Raw genomic sequence first — 18,893 nt, forward strand, 5'->3', positions numbered from 1 at the left:
GCGTGTCGCCCGCCAATGCTTCAAACCGTCGCCGTCGCACGTTCCGGACTCCTGTACTCCTGCCGTTTCAGTAGGACCGGCTTGCCGTGTTCGGCGATCGACCGAGATGCAGCCTCCAGGACCTCGATCACCCGCAGTCCGGACATGCCACTCGAGATCGGTGGCGTCCCATTGCGCACACAAGCGATGAAATGCTCGACCTCGACCTGCAGCGCTTCCTTAGGGGCGACGTGGGGCGCCCACATATCTCCAGCCCGATAGCCGATCCGGAAATGATGGGCGTGATCGGAGGGGCCGTCCACGGTGATACCCTTGTCATACACCTTGATCTTTTCCGTCGGTTCAAGATCGTCATAGACGATCATCTTCTTGCTGCCTCCAATGAACGTCTGGCGGACCTTGATTGGCGAGAGCCAGTTGACGCTGATATGGGCAACGCATGCGCTATCGAAGAACAATGTGATATGGGCCATGCTTTCCGGCGAGCCGGCCACATGGCACGATCCCGTCGCCGAAACTGCAACAGGCCTCTCATCCAAGATATGGTGGATAATCGAAATGTCGTGCACCGCTAAGTCCCAGATCACGTTGACGTCGCTCTGGAACAGGCCAAGGCTGGCCCGCGTGCTGTCGTAGTAATAGACTTCACCGAGCTCCTTCTTAAGCAAGAGCTCGCGGATTTTCCGTACGGCCGGCGTATAGACGAAAGTATGATCCACGCTCAGTATCAGACCGCGCCGAGCTGCCTCATCGATCAGGCGTCGGGCCAGATCTGAACTTTGTGCCAGCGGCTTTTCAACCAGAACGTGCTTTCCCGCCTTGAGCGCGGATAGCGCCAATTCATAATGTGTATGAACCGGCGTAGCGATGGCCACGGCATCGATGGCCGGGTTCTTGAACAGTTCATCGTAACAGGACGTCGTTATCGCTCCCGGATATAGACGCTTGCTGGTCGCGCGCTTCTCCGGATCAAGGTCGCTTATACCAACTAGACGTACCGAAGGATGAGCAGCGAAATTGCGGACCAGGTTCGGTCCCCAATAGCCGTATCCGACAACCCCAATGCCAACTGTATCGTTCGACATAACTGCACCGTGATCAAAAACTCGCGTGAGGTTTTTTCAACTTGCTAGGTTAGTTCGGCAGCCCTGGCGATGGCCACACCGCTGACCTCGCGGCCAAATGAACACGGACACACGCGCAGTGTGTCTACGACATTCCAGCTCACGGTTGCCATGGCGACGTCGAGCAGGGCTGTGCGCTTTTGGCAATCTTCGTCGCTGGCTTAGGCGGAGGTCTCCGTCATCGTTACGGCACGACTGGACAGGAGAAAAGGCTCGGCCGTATCGCATTTTCATATCCACCGCCTAAGCTGAAGCGCTGTTAGGTCCGGAACGAACATGTCCCGTTTCGATGAAACTCCGAATTGCCATGATCAGCTGCGGCGATGCTTCACCACCGAGGCGTTCGCATCGATTGACGATGTCCAACTGATCCAATTTGTCCGTTAATTCCCGTTCTTCGAAAGCGACCTCAATACGGCCTTGCGCCGCGAACTGTTTTGCCGTTGCTATCTGATGATCGTTTCGGTGTTCACCCAGGCTCGCACGACGTGGCATGACAATAATTCGTTTTCCGAGCTCAAGGGCGGTGATAATGGAGCCCATGCCTGCATGAGCGATCACCACGCTTGCCGCCTCGACGCAACTTTTGAATCGACTTGGGTCAATGAATCGCTCGGTACGGATGTGCTTGAATGGACAGTTTGATGGCCCGATCTGAGCGAAAACATCGCTCCTTGCGCGTGCACCGGCCCATTCGTCGACCGTTCGGATCAGACGGTCGAATTGCACTTGCGTTCCGACTGTTACGAAAATCATAACGCGAGTCCTTCATAGATACGTTTGACATGCGAGCAAGGTGACGCACCGCCACCACACGCGACTTGGCTCCTGACAAATGCGGTCCGGCCATTCGTGGTGGAACTACATACGAGGCGACGTCCACTGCGCATGCGAAGATGTCGAACGCCGGCCAGCCCACAACCGCGCTCGCGAGATCGACCGTGTCGGCCATACCTTGAGTATCGAAGGACCATCGCAACATCCACGCACGCACCGCAGCCCCTTGGAGAGAAATGTATTATTCAATTAAACGGCGTTTAATTATTATTCTATAATACCGCCCGAGCGGTTATTTTCAAGGAGATAATTAAATTAAACTTTTAGATCCATCCCTGTTTTCTCGCGATTTTTGTTCGCGACTTTGAAGCTTTCGGCCCCGCGGTTGACGATATGGAATGAAACAGCGTGCGGCGCTTGCCCTCAACCACCGCGACGCGCTCCGTCAGTTCGATGCAAGTTCCGACACGCGCACCCGACAGCGCGCGCAGTACTCTTCGACAATCGCCTGTAATACCACCCCGAAGGCATACTTCGGCCCTGAAGTGCAGTCAGCTGAGGGATGTTGGACGAAGTATCTGCTAAGGCCTAGTGCTCTCAGGCGGCAGGTGGACAGACAAGCAACACATTGAGCGTTCGGAGATCACGCATCCTGCGAGGGATTTTATTGGTCGGGAAACATCCATCCAGACGATGGGTGTGCGCCCGGCGGCCATGTTCGGGCTGCAGCACCAAGCCTCAAAGGGCGTAGCTCGACTCTCGCGAGCGCGCGCCCTCTCCGGATGAGGACTGATCTACCTGAACCGGCATCTACGCTGAATTACCTAGTACTCCCGGATGCTTTCATCCAGTCCGCGTAGCAATGGATAGAGGAAGTAGGAGATCACGGTGCGCTTGCCGACTTTCAGTTCGGCCGTCACCGCCATACCCGGAATCAGTTGAATGCGTTCAGCCGGCAGCCGAAGGTGCGTGTCCGACAAGTCGACCAGTACGCGGTAATAAGGAGCTGGCGCGCGGCGCGCACCTTCGGCCTTCGTATCCGGGGAGAACGTATCCTGACTGATGACGCGGACTTCTCCCGTTGCAGTTCCATACTTCTGGAAGGGAAACGCTTCGAACTTGATCCGAACCGACTGTCCGAGCGCCACCTGACCGATATCCCGCCCCTCGACGTTGACCTCCGCCTGAAGCGGCACGTCGCGCGGAACCAGAACAAACAACGTTTCGGCCTCGCGAACCACCGAGCCGACTGTCCGGTTCGCGATATCCAGCACTACGGCATCTGCCGGCGCCTGCAGGATGATCAACTGTCGACGAAGCTCGGCCTTCTTCAATTCCTCTGCTGCGCTATTGCGCTTCGGCAGCGTCTCCACCAGTTCCTGATAAGTGGTGCGACGCAACTCCTCGGCGAATACTTTTCGGTCGGCGCGGGCCTTCTCCAGCCGATGGGTACTATCGGCGATACTGCCGCGGACACGCGCCAGATTGCTTTCGACCTCGAGCCGAGCATCGCGAGACAGTAGGAAGTTCAGCCTCGAGCCGACCTCTTTATCCATCAGCGTGGTTCGCATCGCCTCAATCGAACGCATTGTGTCGAGCCGCTGAAGGAGAACCGCCTCTTCATTCTGTGCTGTCTTGAGATTGGCTTGCGCGGAAGCGATCTGTGCGTCGTAGTTCTGGATCTGCGCCTCGTAGGCGGCTCTCTTCTGCAAGAACAACTTGCCTTGCAGGATCTGATCCGCGTTCGTCAGCTCTTTGATGGCATACTCGATTCCGTTCAATTCAGCGCTCAGACGATCGATCGACGCATCGAATCCAGCCACTCTGCCGCGCAGTTGGTCGAAATCCGCCTGCGAAAACGTCGGATCGAGCGTCGCCAGAACGTCGCCGCGGTTGACGCGATCACCGGCCTTGACGTGGATCTCGCGTATGACCGACGTTTCCAACGGCTGCACGACCAGGTTGGGACGCGTCGTGGTAAGTTTTCCCTGCGCCGTGACGATCATCTCCACCTGCGAAACGGAAGCCCAGATGACCACGAAAGCAATTAGTGCAAGTACGCCGTAAAGGGTGAAGCGCGCGAGCCGCGGTGGCGCTTGCTGCTCGAGTTCGGTCGCATCGGACTGGAATTCGGCGATGATCGGCGCTCGCCTCGGCCCTTGCCTGAATAGCCTGCGGCGGCGCTCGACAGATCTGGCCGGAACGAGACCGTTCGGCTTCACATCCGCGCGTGATGGACCTGTCTCCCTCATGCAATCTGCTTCATCTGTTGATTCCACAAATGCCTGTAGATAGTGCATTTCGATAGGAGGTGATCGTGGCGATCCATATCGACGATCCGGCCGCGGTCCATCACCAGGATCTGGCTTGCTTCGGTCAGCATAGACAACCGATGCGAGACGACGATAACGGTACGTCCTGCCGCCAGACGGCGGAGATTGCGCCTGATGATCATTTCGCTTTCGGCATCGAGGGCACTCGTCGCTTCATCGAAAATCAAGATCCTTGGATTGACGATCAGAGCTCTCGCAATCGCGAGCCGCTGCTTCTGCCCGCCGGACAGGTTCGAGGCATCCTCCTCAAGCATGGTGTCGAAGCCACGCGGCAACCGTTCGATGAACTCGTCGGCGCCTGCGAGCTGCGCTGCAGCGACAACCTCGGCAAAGGTGGCATCACGCTTCACGCAGGCGATATTGTCGCGAATCGTCCCGCGAAACAGGAAATTGTCTTGCAGGACGATCCCAAGGTTTCGGCGCAGATGCGCGAGGTCGAGCTCCCTGGAGTCATATCCGTCGATGCGCAGCAGCCCCTGCTGCACCGGATACATGCCCGAAATCAGCCTGGTGAGAGTCGTCTTGCCTGAGCCGCTCCGTCCCACGATTCCGAAGATCGATCCTGGCTCGACGGTGAAGGAGACATCATCAAGCGCCGGCGATCCCTCGGATCCGTAGCGAAAAGAGACACTTTCGAACTCGATTTTGCCGGCAAGGTCGGGCCGCAGCCCATCTTTCCGACCGTCGCGCTCAGGCCTCTGATTCATCACCTCGCCGAGCATTTTCACGGCAAGAGCCACCTCCTGGTATTCGTGCACCATGGTCACGAGCTGGACCAGCGGTCCGGAGACCCTGCCGGCCAGCATATTGAAGGCGACCAACGCGCCGATTGTCATTTCGCCGGCGAAGACATCGAGTGCCCCGACGGAGATGATTCCGAGCGTCATGATCTTCTCGAGAAATCCGGTAAGCGCCTGGGCGCCTGCGGAGATCTTCTCGACACCGAATCGCATGGTCACGGACTGCGCGCAGCGGCTATCCCAAACCCTGCTCTGCGCTGGCTCCATCCCCAGCGATTTCACGGTGCGCATGCCGTGAACTGTTTCGACGAGGAGAGCCTGCCGCGCACCTTCTGCTTGATATAGATCATACAGTCGTCGTCGAAATGGACCCATGAGCAGGCCGACGACGGCGCCGCTCGCGGCGGTGAAGGCCAGGACCATCAAAGTCAATTTGACGCTATAAAGCGCAAGGACCGGCAGGAAGACGAATAGCGAAAGCGCATCGAGGGTCGTCAGAAACAAGCGCCCGGTCAGAAACTCACGGATCCTCGCCGCCTGCTGCATGTGCCTGACCAGGACCCCGGCGGCCATGTGTTCGAAAAACGTGACCGGTAGCCCGAGGAGATGACCGAACGTCTTCGTAGCGACGCGAATGTCGACCCTATTGGTCGCATATAGCAACAAGTAGCGCCGCAGAAAGCCGAATATCGCGTCAAAGACAAGCGCTACGGCCGCTCCTGTCGCGAGTACGTACAGAGTGGTGAAGCTTTCGTGAACCAAAACCTTGTCGATGACGAGCTGGAAAAATATCGGGATGACGAGGCCCAACGCATAGAGCAGGATGGCGGCAATGGCGACATCCCTGAACAGCCGCCATTGAAGAAGCAGTTCCGGCACAAACCACCGGAGGCCGAAACTCCCTCGACCATCCTGTGTCAACTGCTCGCGCTTGATCAGGATCGTGTCACCGGGCCACTGCGCACAGAATCGATCGCGCTCGACAACCAAGACCTCGTGCTTGCGATCGGCGAGCGGGTCGAAGATGCTGACGACCTCGGTGCCATCAGTTCGCCGTCCCGCGCCAAGGACAGCGATCCAGTTGCCATTGGCGAGCCTCGCCAGCGCCGGATAGGCCTCTCCAAGACGAATCAACGCGCCCCAATCCAGCTTCGTGCTCTTCGCGCGCAGGCCTGCATCCTTCGCCATGCGCAGCAGGAGATTCAACGAGAGCGGGTCGGCTACCGCATACGCATGCTTCAAGCGTTCGACCGGCAGATCTATGCCATGGTGACTGGAAACCTTGGACAGGCATTCCAATGCCGTCTGGGTCGACAATCCGGGCGCGGGCGCGTCCGCAACCCGGTCGTTCGCGCCGCCAGCGGCATCGACGTCAGCGGAAATTCGAGGAGACATTCAGAGACCGTGTGTTGGGCGGCAGCGCATCACGTACTCCCGACGCACCGTTGTGCGATTGAGCCGGCTGGTTCCGCCGGACCACGCCCGCATCAACCAGGCCCTGAAGCGCCTTCTGCATCACGTCGACCGAGTTGGCGAAAGATTCGACCGAAAAGATCAGACGCTGAGAAAATACCCGCTTCGGGGCGTTGTTGGCGTCACGCTCTGTCGGTGAAAGACTGACCAGATCGACGCGGACGATGGTTCCGCTGACGGTAATTTCTTCGATACCATCGGTATAAAGTTCGGCGTGCATCTTACGTCTCCTATGCTGCTAGCTGAGGTCTGAATAGAACGTCCACGGCGTAACTCGTCGCGTTGAAACTGCTCGTGGGGAACAAACTGTCGGTCCCGTACGCGTAAACGCCGTTGCCGCCGCTCGACGACGACGACGGAGCCGTTAGCGGTCCATTCGTGAGGGAGCTGGCGAAGAGGTTTGGATCCGCAGAATAGCCTCCCGCACTGTGGTAAGACGCAATATACGTGGTCCCCGCCGCGATCGTCACCGGAGTGCTGAAGTTGACCTGCTGCCAACCACTCGCCGTTTCGTTGGTGAACGTGGCCGTCGCCAGAAGCGGCAACGTGCGTACCCGTGTTGGACGGTCCCTTGTAGAAACGTAGCCCGATGATATCACCTGGGGCGGAGGCCTGGAATTTCATTCCAACCTCGATCGCCTGGCCATCGTTGGCCGATACAACACTCGGCGTGGGATTGGAGCTGAACAGGCTAACGACGTTGGACGATGGGGCATGCACCGTCACGTTGACGGAGGCGCTTGCAGTGCCGCCCCGGCCGTCTGAGATGGAGTAGTCGAAAGAAGTCGGCCCGGTAAAGCCGCTCGCTGACGTAAACGTTACCGAATTGTTCTGGGCGTTGAAGCTGGCGGTCCCATTGGCGGCACCGCTCACGCCAGTGATCGTCAGAGCGTCTCCGTTCGGATCGGTATCGTTGGCAAGCAGCGCCGCCCCGTCGATAGTAAAAGGGACGCCTTGAGTGGCGTGGAAGCCGTTGTCAGCCGTAGCCACCGGTTGCTGGTTGCTGCCGCTGGTTCCGTTGGAGACGACGTCGACCCAGTAATTGCTGGCGTTGTACGTGCTGGTCGGGAACAGATTGCCGGTGCCGTAGGTGTAGACGCCGTTGATGCTCGCAGGAGCCGTGAGCGGACCGCTGGTGCGCGCGGTGGTAAAGTAGTTGGTGGTGGACGCATAATGGCCATTGCTGTGAAAGCTCGCCACGTAGGTCGTGCCAGCCGAGATGGACACGGGATTGTTGAATGTGACGGTCTGCCAGCCACTGCTGCCCTCGTTGGTGAACGTCGCGCTCGCCAGCAGCGTGCCGGTACTGCTCGTTCCCCCGACATTAGTGCTGATTGCTGTCGCAAACCCTTCGGTCAGAGTTGAATTCTCACCCGGCTGAATCTGCCAGACACTCTTCGGCGTACCTGGCTTCTGGTTTTCCAGTACAATGGGATTCGTGGGCGGATCGGAAACAATGGTGCCTCCCTGCCCATCGCTTTCAAACTTCCAATTCAAGTCCATCCCCGAGAACAGCAAGGAGACATTGGCCGCACCGTTGCTGAAATCGACCGTGCTGATATTCGAGCTATTGTCGTAGTGGACGGTCGCCGACATCGACGATGTAAACGGGAGATCCTTCAAGTCGATGAGGTTGCCTGGCGCAAGCGGCGCTCCCGGCGACGAACCGGCGATCAAGCCGTGGAAGTTGGCCGACTGATCGAGGACAAGCGTGCCAGTTTCCGTTTCGAACGACACCGTTATGCCGGAGAACGATCCATTCAAGAACTGGCCGGAAACCGAACCTCCGATCTCCAGGATCGCCTTGTCTGCAATCTCGAAAGATCCAGTGCCGCTGACGTCACCCCTGAACTCCCCGGTCGGAATGCGATTGCCGAGGAACGCTCCAACCTCGACTGTCCCATTGTTCAGCACATCGCCTTCGACGATAAACGGCGAGCCGGCATTCAACGAAAGCGTCGCACCTGCATCGAGGATCAGACTCCCAATATCAACACCGGCCGAGCTCGTGACGACATACGTTCCTGCCGCATCGAGGAAGGCAGCGTCGATGGCGCCTGGGAGCCCGGCGCTCCAGTTCGCTGCGACATTCCAGGCGCCGTCAGTCGGATGGACCCAGTGAGTGGCGCCGGGAGTGGAAGCCGATTGTGATTTCTGCGCTGCTTCGCCCGCCACAGATGAGAACGTTGGCGCCAGGCCATTATGACCGCTCGTCAAAGACGTCGAAGATAGCAGCGCAGGCAATCGCGACCTGGAAGGTGCAGCGAAGAGAGCGGGCATAACGCCGCGCAAGCTCGCCGAGTCGGTCCGATGCGCCTGTTTGAGGAACGCGGCGTCACTCCCTGGAGCGAATGATCCGCTTACTGATCGATCAACAACCCGCGGAGCCCAGAGGCCAAGTGCGTCGAAACCCGCGAAAGCGCTCGCGAACGCCGATTCCTGCCAAAGGGCTGGAATATCCTGCTCCCAAAAAACGTGCCGAGTTCCCCGGCCGAAGGCGGTCGCCTTTTGAATCAGCATGAGCATACCGATTAAATGAATAATCGCCTCTTAATATTTTAATCGCATTTTAAACCACGGTCAATTCAATGCATATAATTTAAGCCGGCCTCGATATCGGCCGAGTGGTGCTAACGCGAGGCAAACTGCGGCAGTCGCGTGATTTCGCTCAGATATTTGCCGTAGCCGCTCTTCTCCAATGGTTGAGCCAACGCTAGGAGTTGATCGCGATCAATGAAGCCAAGTCTGAACGCGATCTCCTCGAGGCACGCAATCTTCATTCCCTGGCGCTTCTCCAGGGTCTGGACGAACGTCCCCGCGTCGATGAGAGATTCGACCGTGCCGGTATCCAACCACGCAAATCCCCGCCCCATGCGTTCAACGTGGAGCGCATTGGCCGAAAGGTAACGCATCTGAAGATCGGTAATCTCGAGCTCGCCGCGCGCCGATGGCTCGACACGGCGAGCGTAGCGGACGACGCGGTTGTCGAAAAAATACAGCCCCGTGATTGCCCAGTTCGAAGCCGGCCGTTTGGGTTTCTCTTCGATCGATACGGGGCGGTCCGCTTCATCAAACGCGACCACGCCGTATCGTTCTGGGTCTCGCACGTGATAGGCAAAGACGGTTGCGCCTTCCGAGCGACCTGCCGCCCTGGCAAGCAACTCGCTCAGGCCATCGCCGAAGAAAATATTATCCCCAAGCACCATCGCTACGCGATCGCTTCCGATGAAATCGGCCCCGACAATGAACGCGTCTGCCAGACCAGCGGGGCGGGTTTGTTCAGCATAGCTAAGCTTGATCCCCCATTGACTGCCGTCGCCTAGCAATCCCTCGAACTGACACCGATCCGAAGGCGTGGTGATGATCAGAATTTCGCGGATCCCTGCCAGCATCAGCGTCGACAGGGGATAGTAGATCATGGGCTTGTCATAGATCGGAAGCAACTGCTTGCTGACCACTCGTGTGATCGGATAGAGGCGCGTTCCGCTGCCGCCAGCCAGCACGATTCCCTTCAGCATCGGTTTCTCCTTCTCCGACCAGCTGGTCCAGACAAGCTTGGAGTGAATGGCGCCAAGGCGCCAGGCGAATCCCGAACACGCGTTCGGCCTTGGATGAGTCCAGGCGCGAGTTCCGAGGCCGACGCGCAGCGGTCGGAAACTCCTCAGTCGTGATCGCCTCGAGCGCCCGAATCCGCGCTCCACGACGGGAACACTCGTGGAAGATTGCCTGCGCAAAATCGTGCCAGCTTGCCTCGCCTTGGCCGCCGAGATGAAAGATCCCGGCCGTGGCCCTGCGGTCTTCCGTTGCTGACTGTTGTGCGATCCGGAGGACGGCTTCCGCGAGGTCGAACGCGTAAGTCGGGTTACCATGTTGGTCGCTGACAACCCTCACGACCTGCTGCGTCTCGCATAGCCGCAGCATCGTTCGGACGAAGTTGCTGCCATAGGGACTGTACAGCCAGGAGCATCTGATCACGGTCGCGAGCGGGTGCGCTGCCAATACAGCAGCCTCCCCGGCAAGCTTGGATGCGCCGTAGACGTTCAACGGCGCTGGAATGTCGCTTTCATCGTACGCATCGGGTTTAGCACCGTCGAATACATAGTCGGTCGAGATATGGATGAGCGGAATGTTCATTTGCCACGCGACATCCGCCAGCGCGGCCGCGCCATCGCGATTGATGCTGAAGGCCCTCGCCGCTTCAGATTCGGCCTGATCTACCGCCGTATAGGCGGCCGTGTTGATGATCGCAGACGGCCCGATCGACGCAATGAGCTTGTCGATACCTTCCCGATTCTCTAAATCGAGTTCTGGGCGCCCGAGAGCTACCGCAGGCAAACCGCGCGTTGTGGCAAGATCACGAAGGCACATTGCCAGCTGACCATTCCGTCCGGCAAAGAGGATTGGTCGATCTGTCATCTCCACCTCAGTTTTGGGCGGCCAGGAGACCCAGACGCGAGCCGTCATAAACGCCGCTGCGAGCACGCTCCCACCAGGCGCGGTTCTTGAGATACCATCCGACGGTTTCGAACAGGCCGTGTTCGAAGGTTCTGATCGGTTTCCAGCCGAGCTCGCGATGTGCTTTCGATGCGTCTATTGCATAGCGGGCATCATGCCCGGGACGATCCGGCACGAACGTAATGAGAGAACGTCTGCACCCCGCGCCCGGAGATAAGCGATCCACAACGTCGCAGATCCGGGTGACGACCTCCAGGTTGGATCGCTGGGCATCTCCGCCGAAATTGTACTTCTCGCCGGGCCTTCCTTCGTGCAAAAGTCGTATCAAGCCCGCAGCATGATCATCGACGTGAAGCCAGTCGCGGATATTCCTTCCGTCGCCATAGACCGGCAGAGGCTTCCGGTCGATCGCATTGAGAATCGTCAGCGGGATGAGCTTTTCCGGAAACTGATAGGGCCCGTAATTGTTCGAGCAGTTCGACACGATCACCGGCAGGCCGTAGGTCCGAAACCACGCGAGTGCGAGGTGGTCCGCGGCGGCCTTGCTCGCCGAATAGGGCGAGCTCGGCCTGTAGGGCGCATCCTCGCGAAATAGATCATCTGGTCCCAACGAGCCGTAGACTTCGTCTGTCGACACATGGATGAATCGGAAGTGCTTCCGCCTCGAAGCCGGTAGACGTTCGTAGTAGGCTCGGGCCGTCTCCAAGAGCGTGTAGGTGCCAACCACATTGGTATTGACGAAGGCGTCAGGTCCGTTGATGGAGCGGTCGACGTGGCTTTCGGCGGCCAGATGTATGATCGCGTCAGGCTCATAGTCGGCGAACGCAAGATCCATGGCCGCGCGATGGCAGATGTCGGATTGCAGGAACGCATAAGTCTCCAGCCTCTCGATGCTCGCGAGCGAAGCCAGATTGGCTGCATACGTCAACTTGTCTATGTTGATCACTGCGGCACCAGTCTGTAGCACCAAACGGCGACAGACCGCAGAACCGATAAAGCCCGCTCCGCCGGTCACCAAGATACGCATTCTACTCGTCTCCACTAGTCGAAAACGCAACCGAGCTGGCTGAGCGTAGGAAGAGTCTGATCCTTTGGCGACACGTGGGCTTCTGAGGGCGTCACGGGCCACTCGATTGCTAATGTTGAATCAGCCCAGTAAACGCCGCCGTCATGACTTGGGGCATAGACCTGGTCGACTTTGTATAAGACGACGGTTTTGGGCTGCAGCGTACAGAAGCCGTGCGCGAACCCCTTCGGGATGAACACCTGCTCGCCGGTTTCACTATCCAGCTGTATCGCGATGTGCTTGCCGAAGCTGGGCGATGAACGCCGGAGGTCAACTGCAATATCAAGAATCGCCCCGCTCAACACCCGTATCAACTTCGCCTGGGCGAAGGGCGGCCGCTGGAAGTGCAGGCCGCGCACCGTGCCGATCCGATCCGAGCTGGACTGATTGTCTTGAACAAAGTCATGGAGAATTCCCTTCTCTGCAAACGCTGATCGCTGGAAGGTCTCAGAGAAGTAACCGCGGGCGTCGGAAAACCGATCTGTGCGAATGATTTTGACATCAGGGATCGCCAAGGACCGCAGCTCCAACATTGGGTACCCTTCTGTCCGCTCTCAATTCGATGAGGCGGACCATAATCTCCGTCGAGATTAATCTTTCACGCTCACAAAACCACGAAACGGTCCCACGATTTCGGCGAAAGCCGTTAGATCAGCCTGCAAGTCACGGAAATCGCAGGGCATTAGCAAACGCCCTTTGAGCAAAACCGCCACACCTGCATTTTTCATCTCCGCTTCGATTAATATATTGTCTATTTAATTTGGCAAGCAGGTTTTTATAAGGTATATAATTTCATACCATCTCGCAGATCGCTTTAAATGCCGCCTGCGGGCGGGCGGGCGCAATGTGACCAATCGTCGGACAGGTACGTGATGCTTCAGAACAATCTTCAACATGCGGATAGAATGCGGCTGCCGGTGAACGGACCGGCTCAACCCGCCCAGGCGGACGGTGGAGGGATCACCGACGTCATCAATTTCGGCATCGGGCTTCTACGGCGTCAGTATCTCGTAATCCTTGTTACCGCCGTACTCGCCACTGCGGCCAGCTTGCTCTATCTCCGTGTGGCTTCCCCAACCTATACGGCGCAGGTTCAGATCCTTTTGGCCAATCCCAGGCCTCAATTTGTCCAGCAGCAATCACTCCTCGCCGAGCCGGCCTTCGATCTCAGTCAAATCGAGACACAGCTTCAGCTCCTGAGATCAAAGGCCAATGCGGTTGCAGTAATTGACAAGTTGAAACTGGCCGAGGATCCGGACTTTAGTGCATCCGGCCTCTCTTTGCAGGCGCTCTGGCAACGAATTTGGCCATGGCCCTCGACTAGATCGAAGAAGGATGCGCCACCCGAGACGAATGGCGAACCATCGGACACTCTCGTAGACGCATTTCTCAGTCGGCTTTCCGCTGGACGTGTCGGGTACAGCCGGGTCATTGAGATCAGCTACAGCTCGAGCAACGCAGCTCGGGCCGCGGAGATCGTGAATGCGATAGCCGACACTTATGTTGCAGACCAGCTCAATGCAAAATTCGACGCCAATCGCAAGGCAACCAGTTGGCTGCAGGAGAGGCTACGTGATCTGGGGGACCAAGCCCTCGCCGCGCAACGTGCCGTCGACGTCTACAAGGCTCAGAACAACATTGTTTCTCTGGGTGGAAAGCCCATCGACGAGCAGCAGATCACGGAGATCAACAATCGATTGGCCGCCGCACGTGCTCAGACATCTGAAGCCACCGCCAAGTTGGCTCGTTATGAAACTCTCCTTGCCGTCGACCCGAAAAAGCCGTCCTCGATAGACAATCTGGATGCTATTGGAACGGATGCGCTTAACAGCCAGATTATTACCGGGCTACGCCAGCAATATCTGGAGCTCACCAGACGGGAGGCCGAGTTGGCCGCGAGGGTCGGTCGTGACCACTTGGCAGTCGTCAATATCCGGAACCGCGCGCGAGAGTTCCGCGTCTCCATTTTTGACGAGGTCAAGAGACTTGCCGAGGTCAGCCGAAGCGAATTCGAACTGGCCAAACAGCGCCAGGAAGAGATCGAAAAGCAATTATCCAAAGCCGTTTCGCAATCCCGTTCGGTCAATTCTGCTGAGCTGACCATCAAGGACTTGGAAAGCAAGGCAAAGGGCCTGCATAGCTTGTACGAGACCTTCCTTCAGCGCTACATGGGCTCTACACAGCAGGAGACGTTTCCCACCTCGGATACGCGGGTACTTTTTCCGGCTTCGCCGCCGGCGAGCAAGAGCAAGCCGAAAGCAAGGTTGATCCTGGCGTTTGGCATTCTCGGCGGTCTCGCGCTGGGCATCGGCTTGGCGCTCCTCAGAGACCTCATGGACCGCGTCTTTCGGACCTCTTCACAGGTGGAAACCGTACTGGAGTTGCCTTGTCTATCTTTGGTCCCGTTGTTGCCGGCCCGCAAATCTCCCAAACCACCAATCCGCCTTCAGAAGACCGATGATGATGTTCAGCGACGGATAGCCTCGTCTCCAACCGCAATTCATCAGACCGTGGTCGGGATGCCACTATCTCGATATACGGAGGCCATTCGTTCCATCAAGCTAGCGATCGACCACAACCCGGCGAAAATCTCTTCCCAGGTCGTCGGCATTACCTCTGCGTTACCGAATGAGGGGAAGACCACGATTGCAGCCTCGCTCGCACAGTTGATCGGGCACACCGGCAAAAGAGCTATCATCGTCGATTGCGACCTCAGGAATCCGTCACTAACCGGCATCTTCGCGCCCAAGGCGGCCTGCGGGATCATCGAAGTAGCAAACGGTAGCCGGTCGCTCGCCGAAGCTGTCTGGAGGGACCCGACGACCAATCTTGCATTTCTGCCCGCCGTGCGTCGCGGACCTTTGCTCCACACCAGCGAAATTCTTTGCGCGGACTCGATAAGCAAACTCTTCGACCGTTTACGAGCCGAGTATGACTACATCATCGTCGACCTTCCGCCCTTGACGCCGTTGGTGGATGTTCGAGCCACTTCATCCCTGATTGACTGCTACATTCTCGTTGTTGAATGGGGCCGGACCAAGATTGATGTCGTGCAACACGCACTGCACACGGCACCAAACGTTCACGAATCTCTGATTGGGGCAGTTCTCAGCAAGACCGATACCAAGGCGATGGCTCGATATGACGGTCATCGGAGCTACTATTACCATGATAGCCATTACATCCGTTATGGTCTTTCTGGCTCTTGAGGCTCGCTCATAGCGGCCTGCCCCTTTAGCTGGCCTGAGGGACCAGCGGAGTGACCGCACAATACCACGGGTGTTCACATGATGGTCCGGCTTGTCATATTGGCCGAGTTGGTGGCGATTGCCGCGGCGTTTGCAATGCCAGAAAGCCTGCAGGCCTGGGTATTGATATCGGTCGTACTCGCAACAGCGGCGCTAACGGTCGCGATCTTTCTACCTCCCTCCTCCCTCGGGCTTGCTAAACTGCTCCGTCCTAGTCTCGTCGTTGTACTCGCGGCTCCGGCGCTCTGGATGGCTTTGCAGGCGGTGCCGATGCCGATTGGCAAACTCGGCAATCCCATTTGGGCTACTGCATCGGCGACCTTAAACGAGCCCCTCGCCGAAAAAATCACAGTCGACACCACGGCGACCATGTTCTCGCTCGTGCAGTATTGCGCCGTGCTTGCTGCAGGTCTCACTGCAGCAGTCATCGCGCTTGACCGACATCGCGCAGCGCGACTGCTACATATTCTGCTGTCGATAGCCACAATCGTTACCGCCTTGTGGTTCGGGAGGGAAATAACCGGTGTGGCTGGGCCCGATGGCTCAACCGTCGCGGTGCTCGGTGTGTTGCTCTCCTGCGCAACGGCAATTCGTGCGGTCGATCAAATACTCCGACGCAGTCGGCCAGGAACAATTGCGCTAGGCCCTCTCCCTGCGTTGTCCGTCGCGACCATCGCATTGATTGTCTGTATGGCGGCGCTGCTCATTCGGGGCAACTCAACTGCACTCGTCTCGGCCCTCCTCGGCTCAGAAATCTTGCTCTCGGTGTTCGCGGTTCGCAGGTGGTTCCCGGGATTGTGGGGTACCGCTGGCGTCCTTGCGACTGCCACGATTGTCTTCATTGCCACGGCTACGGTCATTCCCTTCAGAACGAACACCGATCTGACGATCGTCTTGTCAATGAGAAGTCAGGCCGCGACAGAACGGATGCTGCAGGACGTCGCGCCGGCAGGATCCGGTGCGGGTGCTTCGACGGTACTTTTGCCGATTTATCAGGACGCCGGAGTTGGCGACTCGCCGGAAAGACCAACCGCCGCCGCCACGATCGTTATAGACATGGGGTGGGCTTTTCTCTGCGCGGTCGTGGTTGCTGCCTTGCTCTGCGCTTCTGTGCTGATCAGACGTGCTCTGTCGCGTGCTTACGATTACGTCTTCCCAGCGCTGGGCGCCGGTGCATTGATTGCAGTGACGATACTCGCGTTTTCCGATCATGGTATTCTGGGTTTAGGAGCATCGCTTCTGGTCGCTGCGCTTTTTGGGCTGGCGTTCGGTCAAAGCCTCTCCGACGCAGGACGTGACGCCATATCTTCTGAGCCGAAAGCGACGTCTGACCAGATTGCAGTTCAAGCACCTGCGCCTCGCCGAACGTTGACCCCAACGGTAGTCGCCATTTGGCCCCGCGTTAGCCTGATGGTACTTGGTATTGTGCTGATCGTGGAGGCAGCGTGGATGGCCCTTCCTGAGCGGTATCTCGGTGCAAGATCGTCTTTGCCGGCAGTTCTGTCGACTGCAGCAGCAGGGCCGAGCGCGATGTCGAAGACGATTTCCCTTGCGGCAACGCGCAAAGATTTGTTGATCCGAGGGGAATCAACATTCAACCGGGATTCAGCTCTGGCTGCCGACGAACAAAGGACAGCTCCTCCCATGACTTCGGACGAGTTTGCCCGTGCATTGCGCTCTTCGCCACTCCGCGGCGACATTTGGCTCTTGCTCGCGGCGACGTCGAAGCACAGTTCGCCCCAGCCCAACACGGCAGCGATGCTCAGAATGTCATACTATACTGCGCCGAATGATTTGGACCTGCTTCCGTTGCGCGTATCGGTCGCACTCGCCGCAGATGTCATGGTGCGGGAGCCCGACCTGCGGGAATTGATCAAACGGGACGTCAGCCTCGTCGTTAGGCATCGCCCTGCCCTCAAGCCAGCCCTTGTGACCGCGTACCGGTCAGCCTCGGCTGATGGTAAGATCTATTTCGAAGGCCTGATTTCGGAACTCGATCCGACGTTCCTCGACCAGGTGCACGCGCAGAGTTCGCAAAGGGGTTCTCGATAACCTCAAGAGCCGCGCCTCAGCCCACGCCACGATCGCAGATCGGCGACAAAGGGGCGCACGCCATTAAATTTGCGGAACCCGGGTTTTTGCTTGATAAGCGCGATTAATTAATAAATAATTAAATATTAAATCGCAGAGCCCCCGGCACATGAATTTCGTGAACCGACATTTCCCCGATCGGGAGGTTACGGATCGCCTCAGTCCCGAACCGACGGTATTCCGCGAGCCCAAATGGCCCCTCCGTTATGACGCGATCGAGCACGTGGTGCTCGGTGCTGATGTTGCGACTATTCTGTTCGCCAGTCTCGTCTCTACATTGCTTTACCAAGCTCAGTATGGGCAAGCCGCGGCCAACTTGGCCAACGCCCTTGGCTTGGCGCTGGTTAGCGCAGCTTGTCTCGTTTGCCTGCTGAAGACCTACGGCCTTTATCAGCCGGTTGAGCTCCTCGTCCTCCGAAACCAGATGCGCGCGGTCTGTTTAGCTTGGATGTCTTCAGTACTTTTCATCTTGGCGGTGTACGGCTTCGCAATTCGCCCGGAGACCTCTCAGCACCCAGGCCTGCTCTTCGCGGTCTTGAGCCTGAGCTTACTTTTGGGCGAACGGTGGGGAGTCAAGGTGCTTCTCGGAAGGGCCCTGAGCGGCAGGAGGTTCGCCACTACAAACATTGTTCTGATCAGCGATCAACCATTGGCGAAGAACGTGGGATTGTCCGAGACCTTGTCGATGCACGGGTATCTCGTCAAGAAACGGTTCAGCTTGCCTCCGTTAGGCTTCGGTCCTGCCTGCCGAAGGCGGCTCACGACGCGCGTCATCGACTACATCCGCACTTGCCATCTTGATCAGGTGGTGGTGGAAGCTGAACCGGAGCGATGGCCCGAACTGCGAGCCTTTGTTGCCGATCTGCGCGTTTTGCCCTTCCCGATTATATTCGTGCCCGTTGGCACGACATCCGAATTGCTTCGACACCCCAAGCGGAGTCTTGGAAGCGCCGTTTGTGTAGAGCTCCAGCGTGGCCCCCTCACACCGCTGGAGTGCGCGATCAAGCGGACGATTGACGTTATCGGTGCGGGCCTCGCATTGGTGATGCTCGCCCCGCTGCTTGCGCTCACCGCGGTGGCGATCAAGTTAGATTCCCCGGGTCCTGTATTCTTTCGGCAGCAACGCTGTGGCTTTAACGGCCGAATCTTCTTGATCCGTAAATTCCGGACCATGCGTGTGCTCGAGGACGGGCCCGTAATCCTTCAGGCCAACCGCGCCGATCGACGCGTTACCCGCGTCGGCAAATGGCTGCGCCGAATGAGCTTCGATGAATTGCCGCAACTGCTAAACGTTCTCGATGGCAGCATGTCGCTCGTGGGCCCGCGTCCTCACGCCGTGGCTCACGACAGTGAATTTGACAAGCTTGTGCGAAACTACGCGCTTCGGCACCGGGTCAGGCCGGGATTGACTGGCTGGGCTCAAGTCCATGGCTGCCGGGGCGCCACTCCCACAGCAGTCATGGTCGAAACACGTGTCCAATATGATCTCTGGTACATCGACAACTGGAGTCTTGGGTTGGATCTCGCAATCCTCCTGCGAACTCCGGTAGAGGTCTTGCGAGGGCGCAATGCCTACTAGAGCACAG

12 protein-coding genes and 1 pseudogene are annotated in these 18,893 nt (G+C 57.9%); 3 read left to right on the plus strand and 10 right to left on the minus strand.

The genetic code is table 11. The features are described 5' to 3' along the window. Nucleotides 1–20 precede the first annotated feature (20 nt). The 10 genes and pseudogenes from I6F36_RS02945 to rfbC form a co-directional block, all read right to left on the minus strand. Nucleotides 21–1,085 (minus strand): Gfo/Idh/MocA family protein, encoded by a 1,065-nt coding sequence (locus I6F36_RS02945; RefSeq protein WP_225171011.1) that lies wholly within the window; start codon nt 1,083–1,085, stop codon nt 21–23. Between the two features lie 282 nt (nt 1,086–1,367). After that, complete coding sequence (locus I6F36_RS02950; protein ID WP_225132531.1) at nt 1,368–1,880, minus strand: glycosyltransferase; 513 nt, start codon at nt 1,878–1,880, stop codon at nt 1,368–1,370. Nucleotides 1,881–2,725: 845 nt separating this feature from the next. After that, nucleotides 2,726–4,153 carry an HlyD family type I secretion periplasmic adaptor subunit gene (locus I6F36_RS02955; protein ID WP_225132532.1) on the minus strand — a complete coding sequence of 476 codons (1,428 nt, stop codon included), beginning with the start codon at nt 4,151–4,153 and terminating at the stop codon, nt 2,726–2,728. Beyond that, nucleotides 4,150–6,369: a peptidase domain-containing ABC transporter gene (locus tag I6F36_RS02960; protein WP_225132533.1), complete on the minus strand. Its 2,220-nt coding sequence runs from the start codon at nt 6,367–6,369 to the stop codon at nt 4,150–4,152. Before I6F36_RS02960 ends, I6F36_RS02955 begins: the two co-directional genes overlap by 4 nt. Continuing rightward, on the minus strand, nt 6,347–6,667 hold the full coding sequence (locus I6F36_RS02965; protein WP_225132534.1) for a hypothetical protein: 321 nt from the start codon (nt 6,665–6,667) through the stop codon (nt 6,347–6,349). The genes I6F36_RS02960 and I6F36_RS02965 overlap by 23 nt, the downstream gene beginning before the upstream one ends. 10 nt (nt 6,668–6,677) lie before the next feature. Further along, nucleotides 6,678–8,973, minus strand: a pseudogene (locus I6F36_RS39825) (DUF4082 domain-containing protein). Nucleotides 8,974–9,077: 104 nt separating this feature from the next. Next, nucleotides 9,078–9,965, minus strand: coding sequence for a glucose-1-phosphate thymidylyltransferase RfbA (gene rfbA / locus I6F36_RS02975; RefSeq protein ID WP_225132535.1), 888 nt, complete (start codon nt 9,963–9,965; stop codon nt 9,078–9,080). Continuing rightward, the gene (rfbD, locus tag I6F36_RS02980) at nt 9,874–10,863 is read right to left on the minus strand and encodes a dTDP-4-dehydrorhamnose reductase (RefSeq protein WP_225132536.1); all 990 of its coding nucleotides are present in this window, start codon (nt 10,861–10,863) and stop codon (nt 9,874–9,876) included. The genes rfbA and rfbD overlap by 92 nt, the downstream gene beginning before the upstream one ends. Nucleotides 10,864–10,870: 7 nt before the next feature. Then, nucleotides 10,871–11,929, minus strand: a complete 1,059-nt coding sequence (gene rfbB, locus I6F36_RS02985; RefSeq protein WP_225132537.1) for a dTDP-glucose 4,6-dehydratase — start codon at nt 11,927–11,929, stop codon at nt 10,871–10,873. 14 nt (nt 11,930–11,943) lie between these two features. Then, nucleotides 11,944–12,501 (minus strand): dTDP-4-dehydrorhamnose 3,5-epimerase, encoded by a 558-nt coding sequence (rfbC, locus tag I6F36_RS02990; RefSeq protein WP_225132538.1) that lies wholly within the window; start codon nt 12,499–12,501, stop codon nt 11,944–11,946. A 339-nt stretch (nt 12,502–12,840) separates the two neighbouring features. Here rfbC and I6F36_RS02995 point away from each other — a divergent pair, with 339 nt between their 5' ends. The 3 genes from I6F36_RS02995 (at nt 12,841) to I6F36_RS03005 (ending at nt 18,886) form a co-directional block, all read left to right on the plus strand. Continuing rightward, complete coding sequence (locus I6F36_RS02995) at nt 12,841–15,177, plus strand: AAA family ATPase (protein WP_225132787.1); 2,337 nt, start codon at nt 12,841–12,843, stop codon at nt 15,175–15,177. 78 nt (nt 15,178–15,255) lie between these two features. Continuing rightward, entirely contained in the window at nt 15,256–17,268 is a 2,013-nt protein-coding gene (locus I6F36_RS03000; RefSeq protein ID WP_225132539.1) for a hypothetical protein, read from the plus strand. 148 nt (nt 17,269–17,416) lie between these two features. Then, complete coding sequence (locus I6F36_RS03005) at nt 17,417–18,886, plus strand: exopolysaccharide biosynthesis polyprenyl glycosylphosphotransferase (RefSeq protein ID WP_036029161.1); 1,470 nt, start codon at nt 17,417–17,419, stop codon at nt 18,884–18,886. Nucleotides 18,887–18,893 lie beyond the last annotated feature (7 nt).

The sequence above is a fragment of the Bradyrhizobium sp. BRP19 genome, assembly GCF_020194195.1.
Classification (GTDB): Bacteria; Pseudomonadota; Alphaproteobacteria; order Rhizobiales; family Xanthobacteraceae; genus Bradyrhizobium; species Bradyrhizobium yuanmingense.

Bases quoted from the DNA above. Each gene is read 5' to 3' on its own strand.
- rfbB (WP_225132537.1), bottom strand. From the start codon at position 11,929: ATGCGTATCTTGGTGACCGGCGGAGCGGGCTTTATCGGTTCTGCGGTC.
- I6F36_RS02945 (WP_225171011.1), bottom strand. From the start codon at position 1,085: ATGTCGAACGATACAGTTGGCATTGGGGTTGTCGGATACGGCTATTGG.
- rfbD (WP_225132536.1), bottom strand. From the start codon at position 10,863: ATGACAGATCGACCAATCCTCTTTGCCGGACGGAATGGTCAGCTGGCA.
- I6F36_RS03005 (WP_036029161.1), top strand. From the start codon at position 17,417: ATGAATTTCGTGAACCGACATTTCCCCGATCGGGAGGTTACGGATCGC.
- rfbC (WP_225132538.1), bottom strand. From the start codon at position 12,501: ATGTTGGAGCTGCGGTCCTTGGCGATCCCTGATGTCAAAATCATTCGC.
- I6F36_RS02955 (WP_225132532.1), bottom strand. From the start codon at position 4,153: ATGAGGGAGACAGGTCCATCACGCGCGGATGTGAAGCCGAACGGTCTC.
- I6F36_RS03000 (WP_225132539.1), top strand. From the start codon at position 15,256: ATGATGGTCCGGCTTGTCATATTGGCCGAGTTGGTGGCGATTGCCGCG.
- rfbA (WP_225132535.1), bottom strand. From the start codon at position 9,965: ATGCTGAAGGGAATCGTGCTGGCTGGCGGCAGCGGAACGCGCCTCTAT.
- I6F36_RS02995 (WP_225132787.1), top strand. From the start codon at position 12,841: ATGCTTCAGAACAATCTTCAACATGCGGATAGAATGCGGCTGCCGGTG.
- I6F36_RS02960 (WP_225132533.1), bottom strand. From the start codon at position 6,369: ATGTCTCCTCGAATTTCCGCTGACGTCGATGCCGCTGGCGGCGCGAAC.
- I6F36_RS02965 (WP_225132534.1), bottom strand. From the start codon at position 6,667: ATGCACGCCGAACTTTATACCGATGGTATCGAAGAAATTACCGTCAGC.
- I6F36_RS02950 (WP_225132531.1), bottom strand. From the start codon at position 1,880: ATGATTTTCGTAACAGTCGGAACGCAAGTGCAATTCGACCGTCTGATC.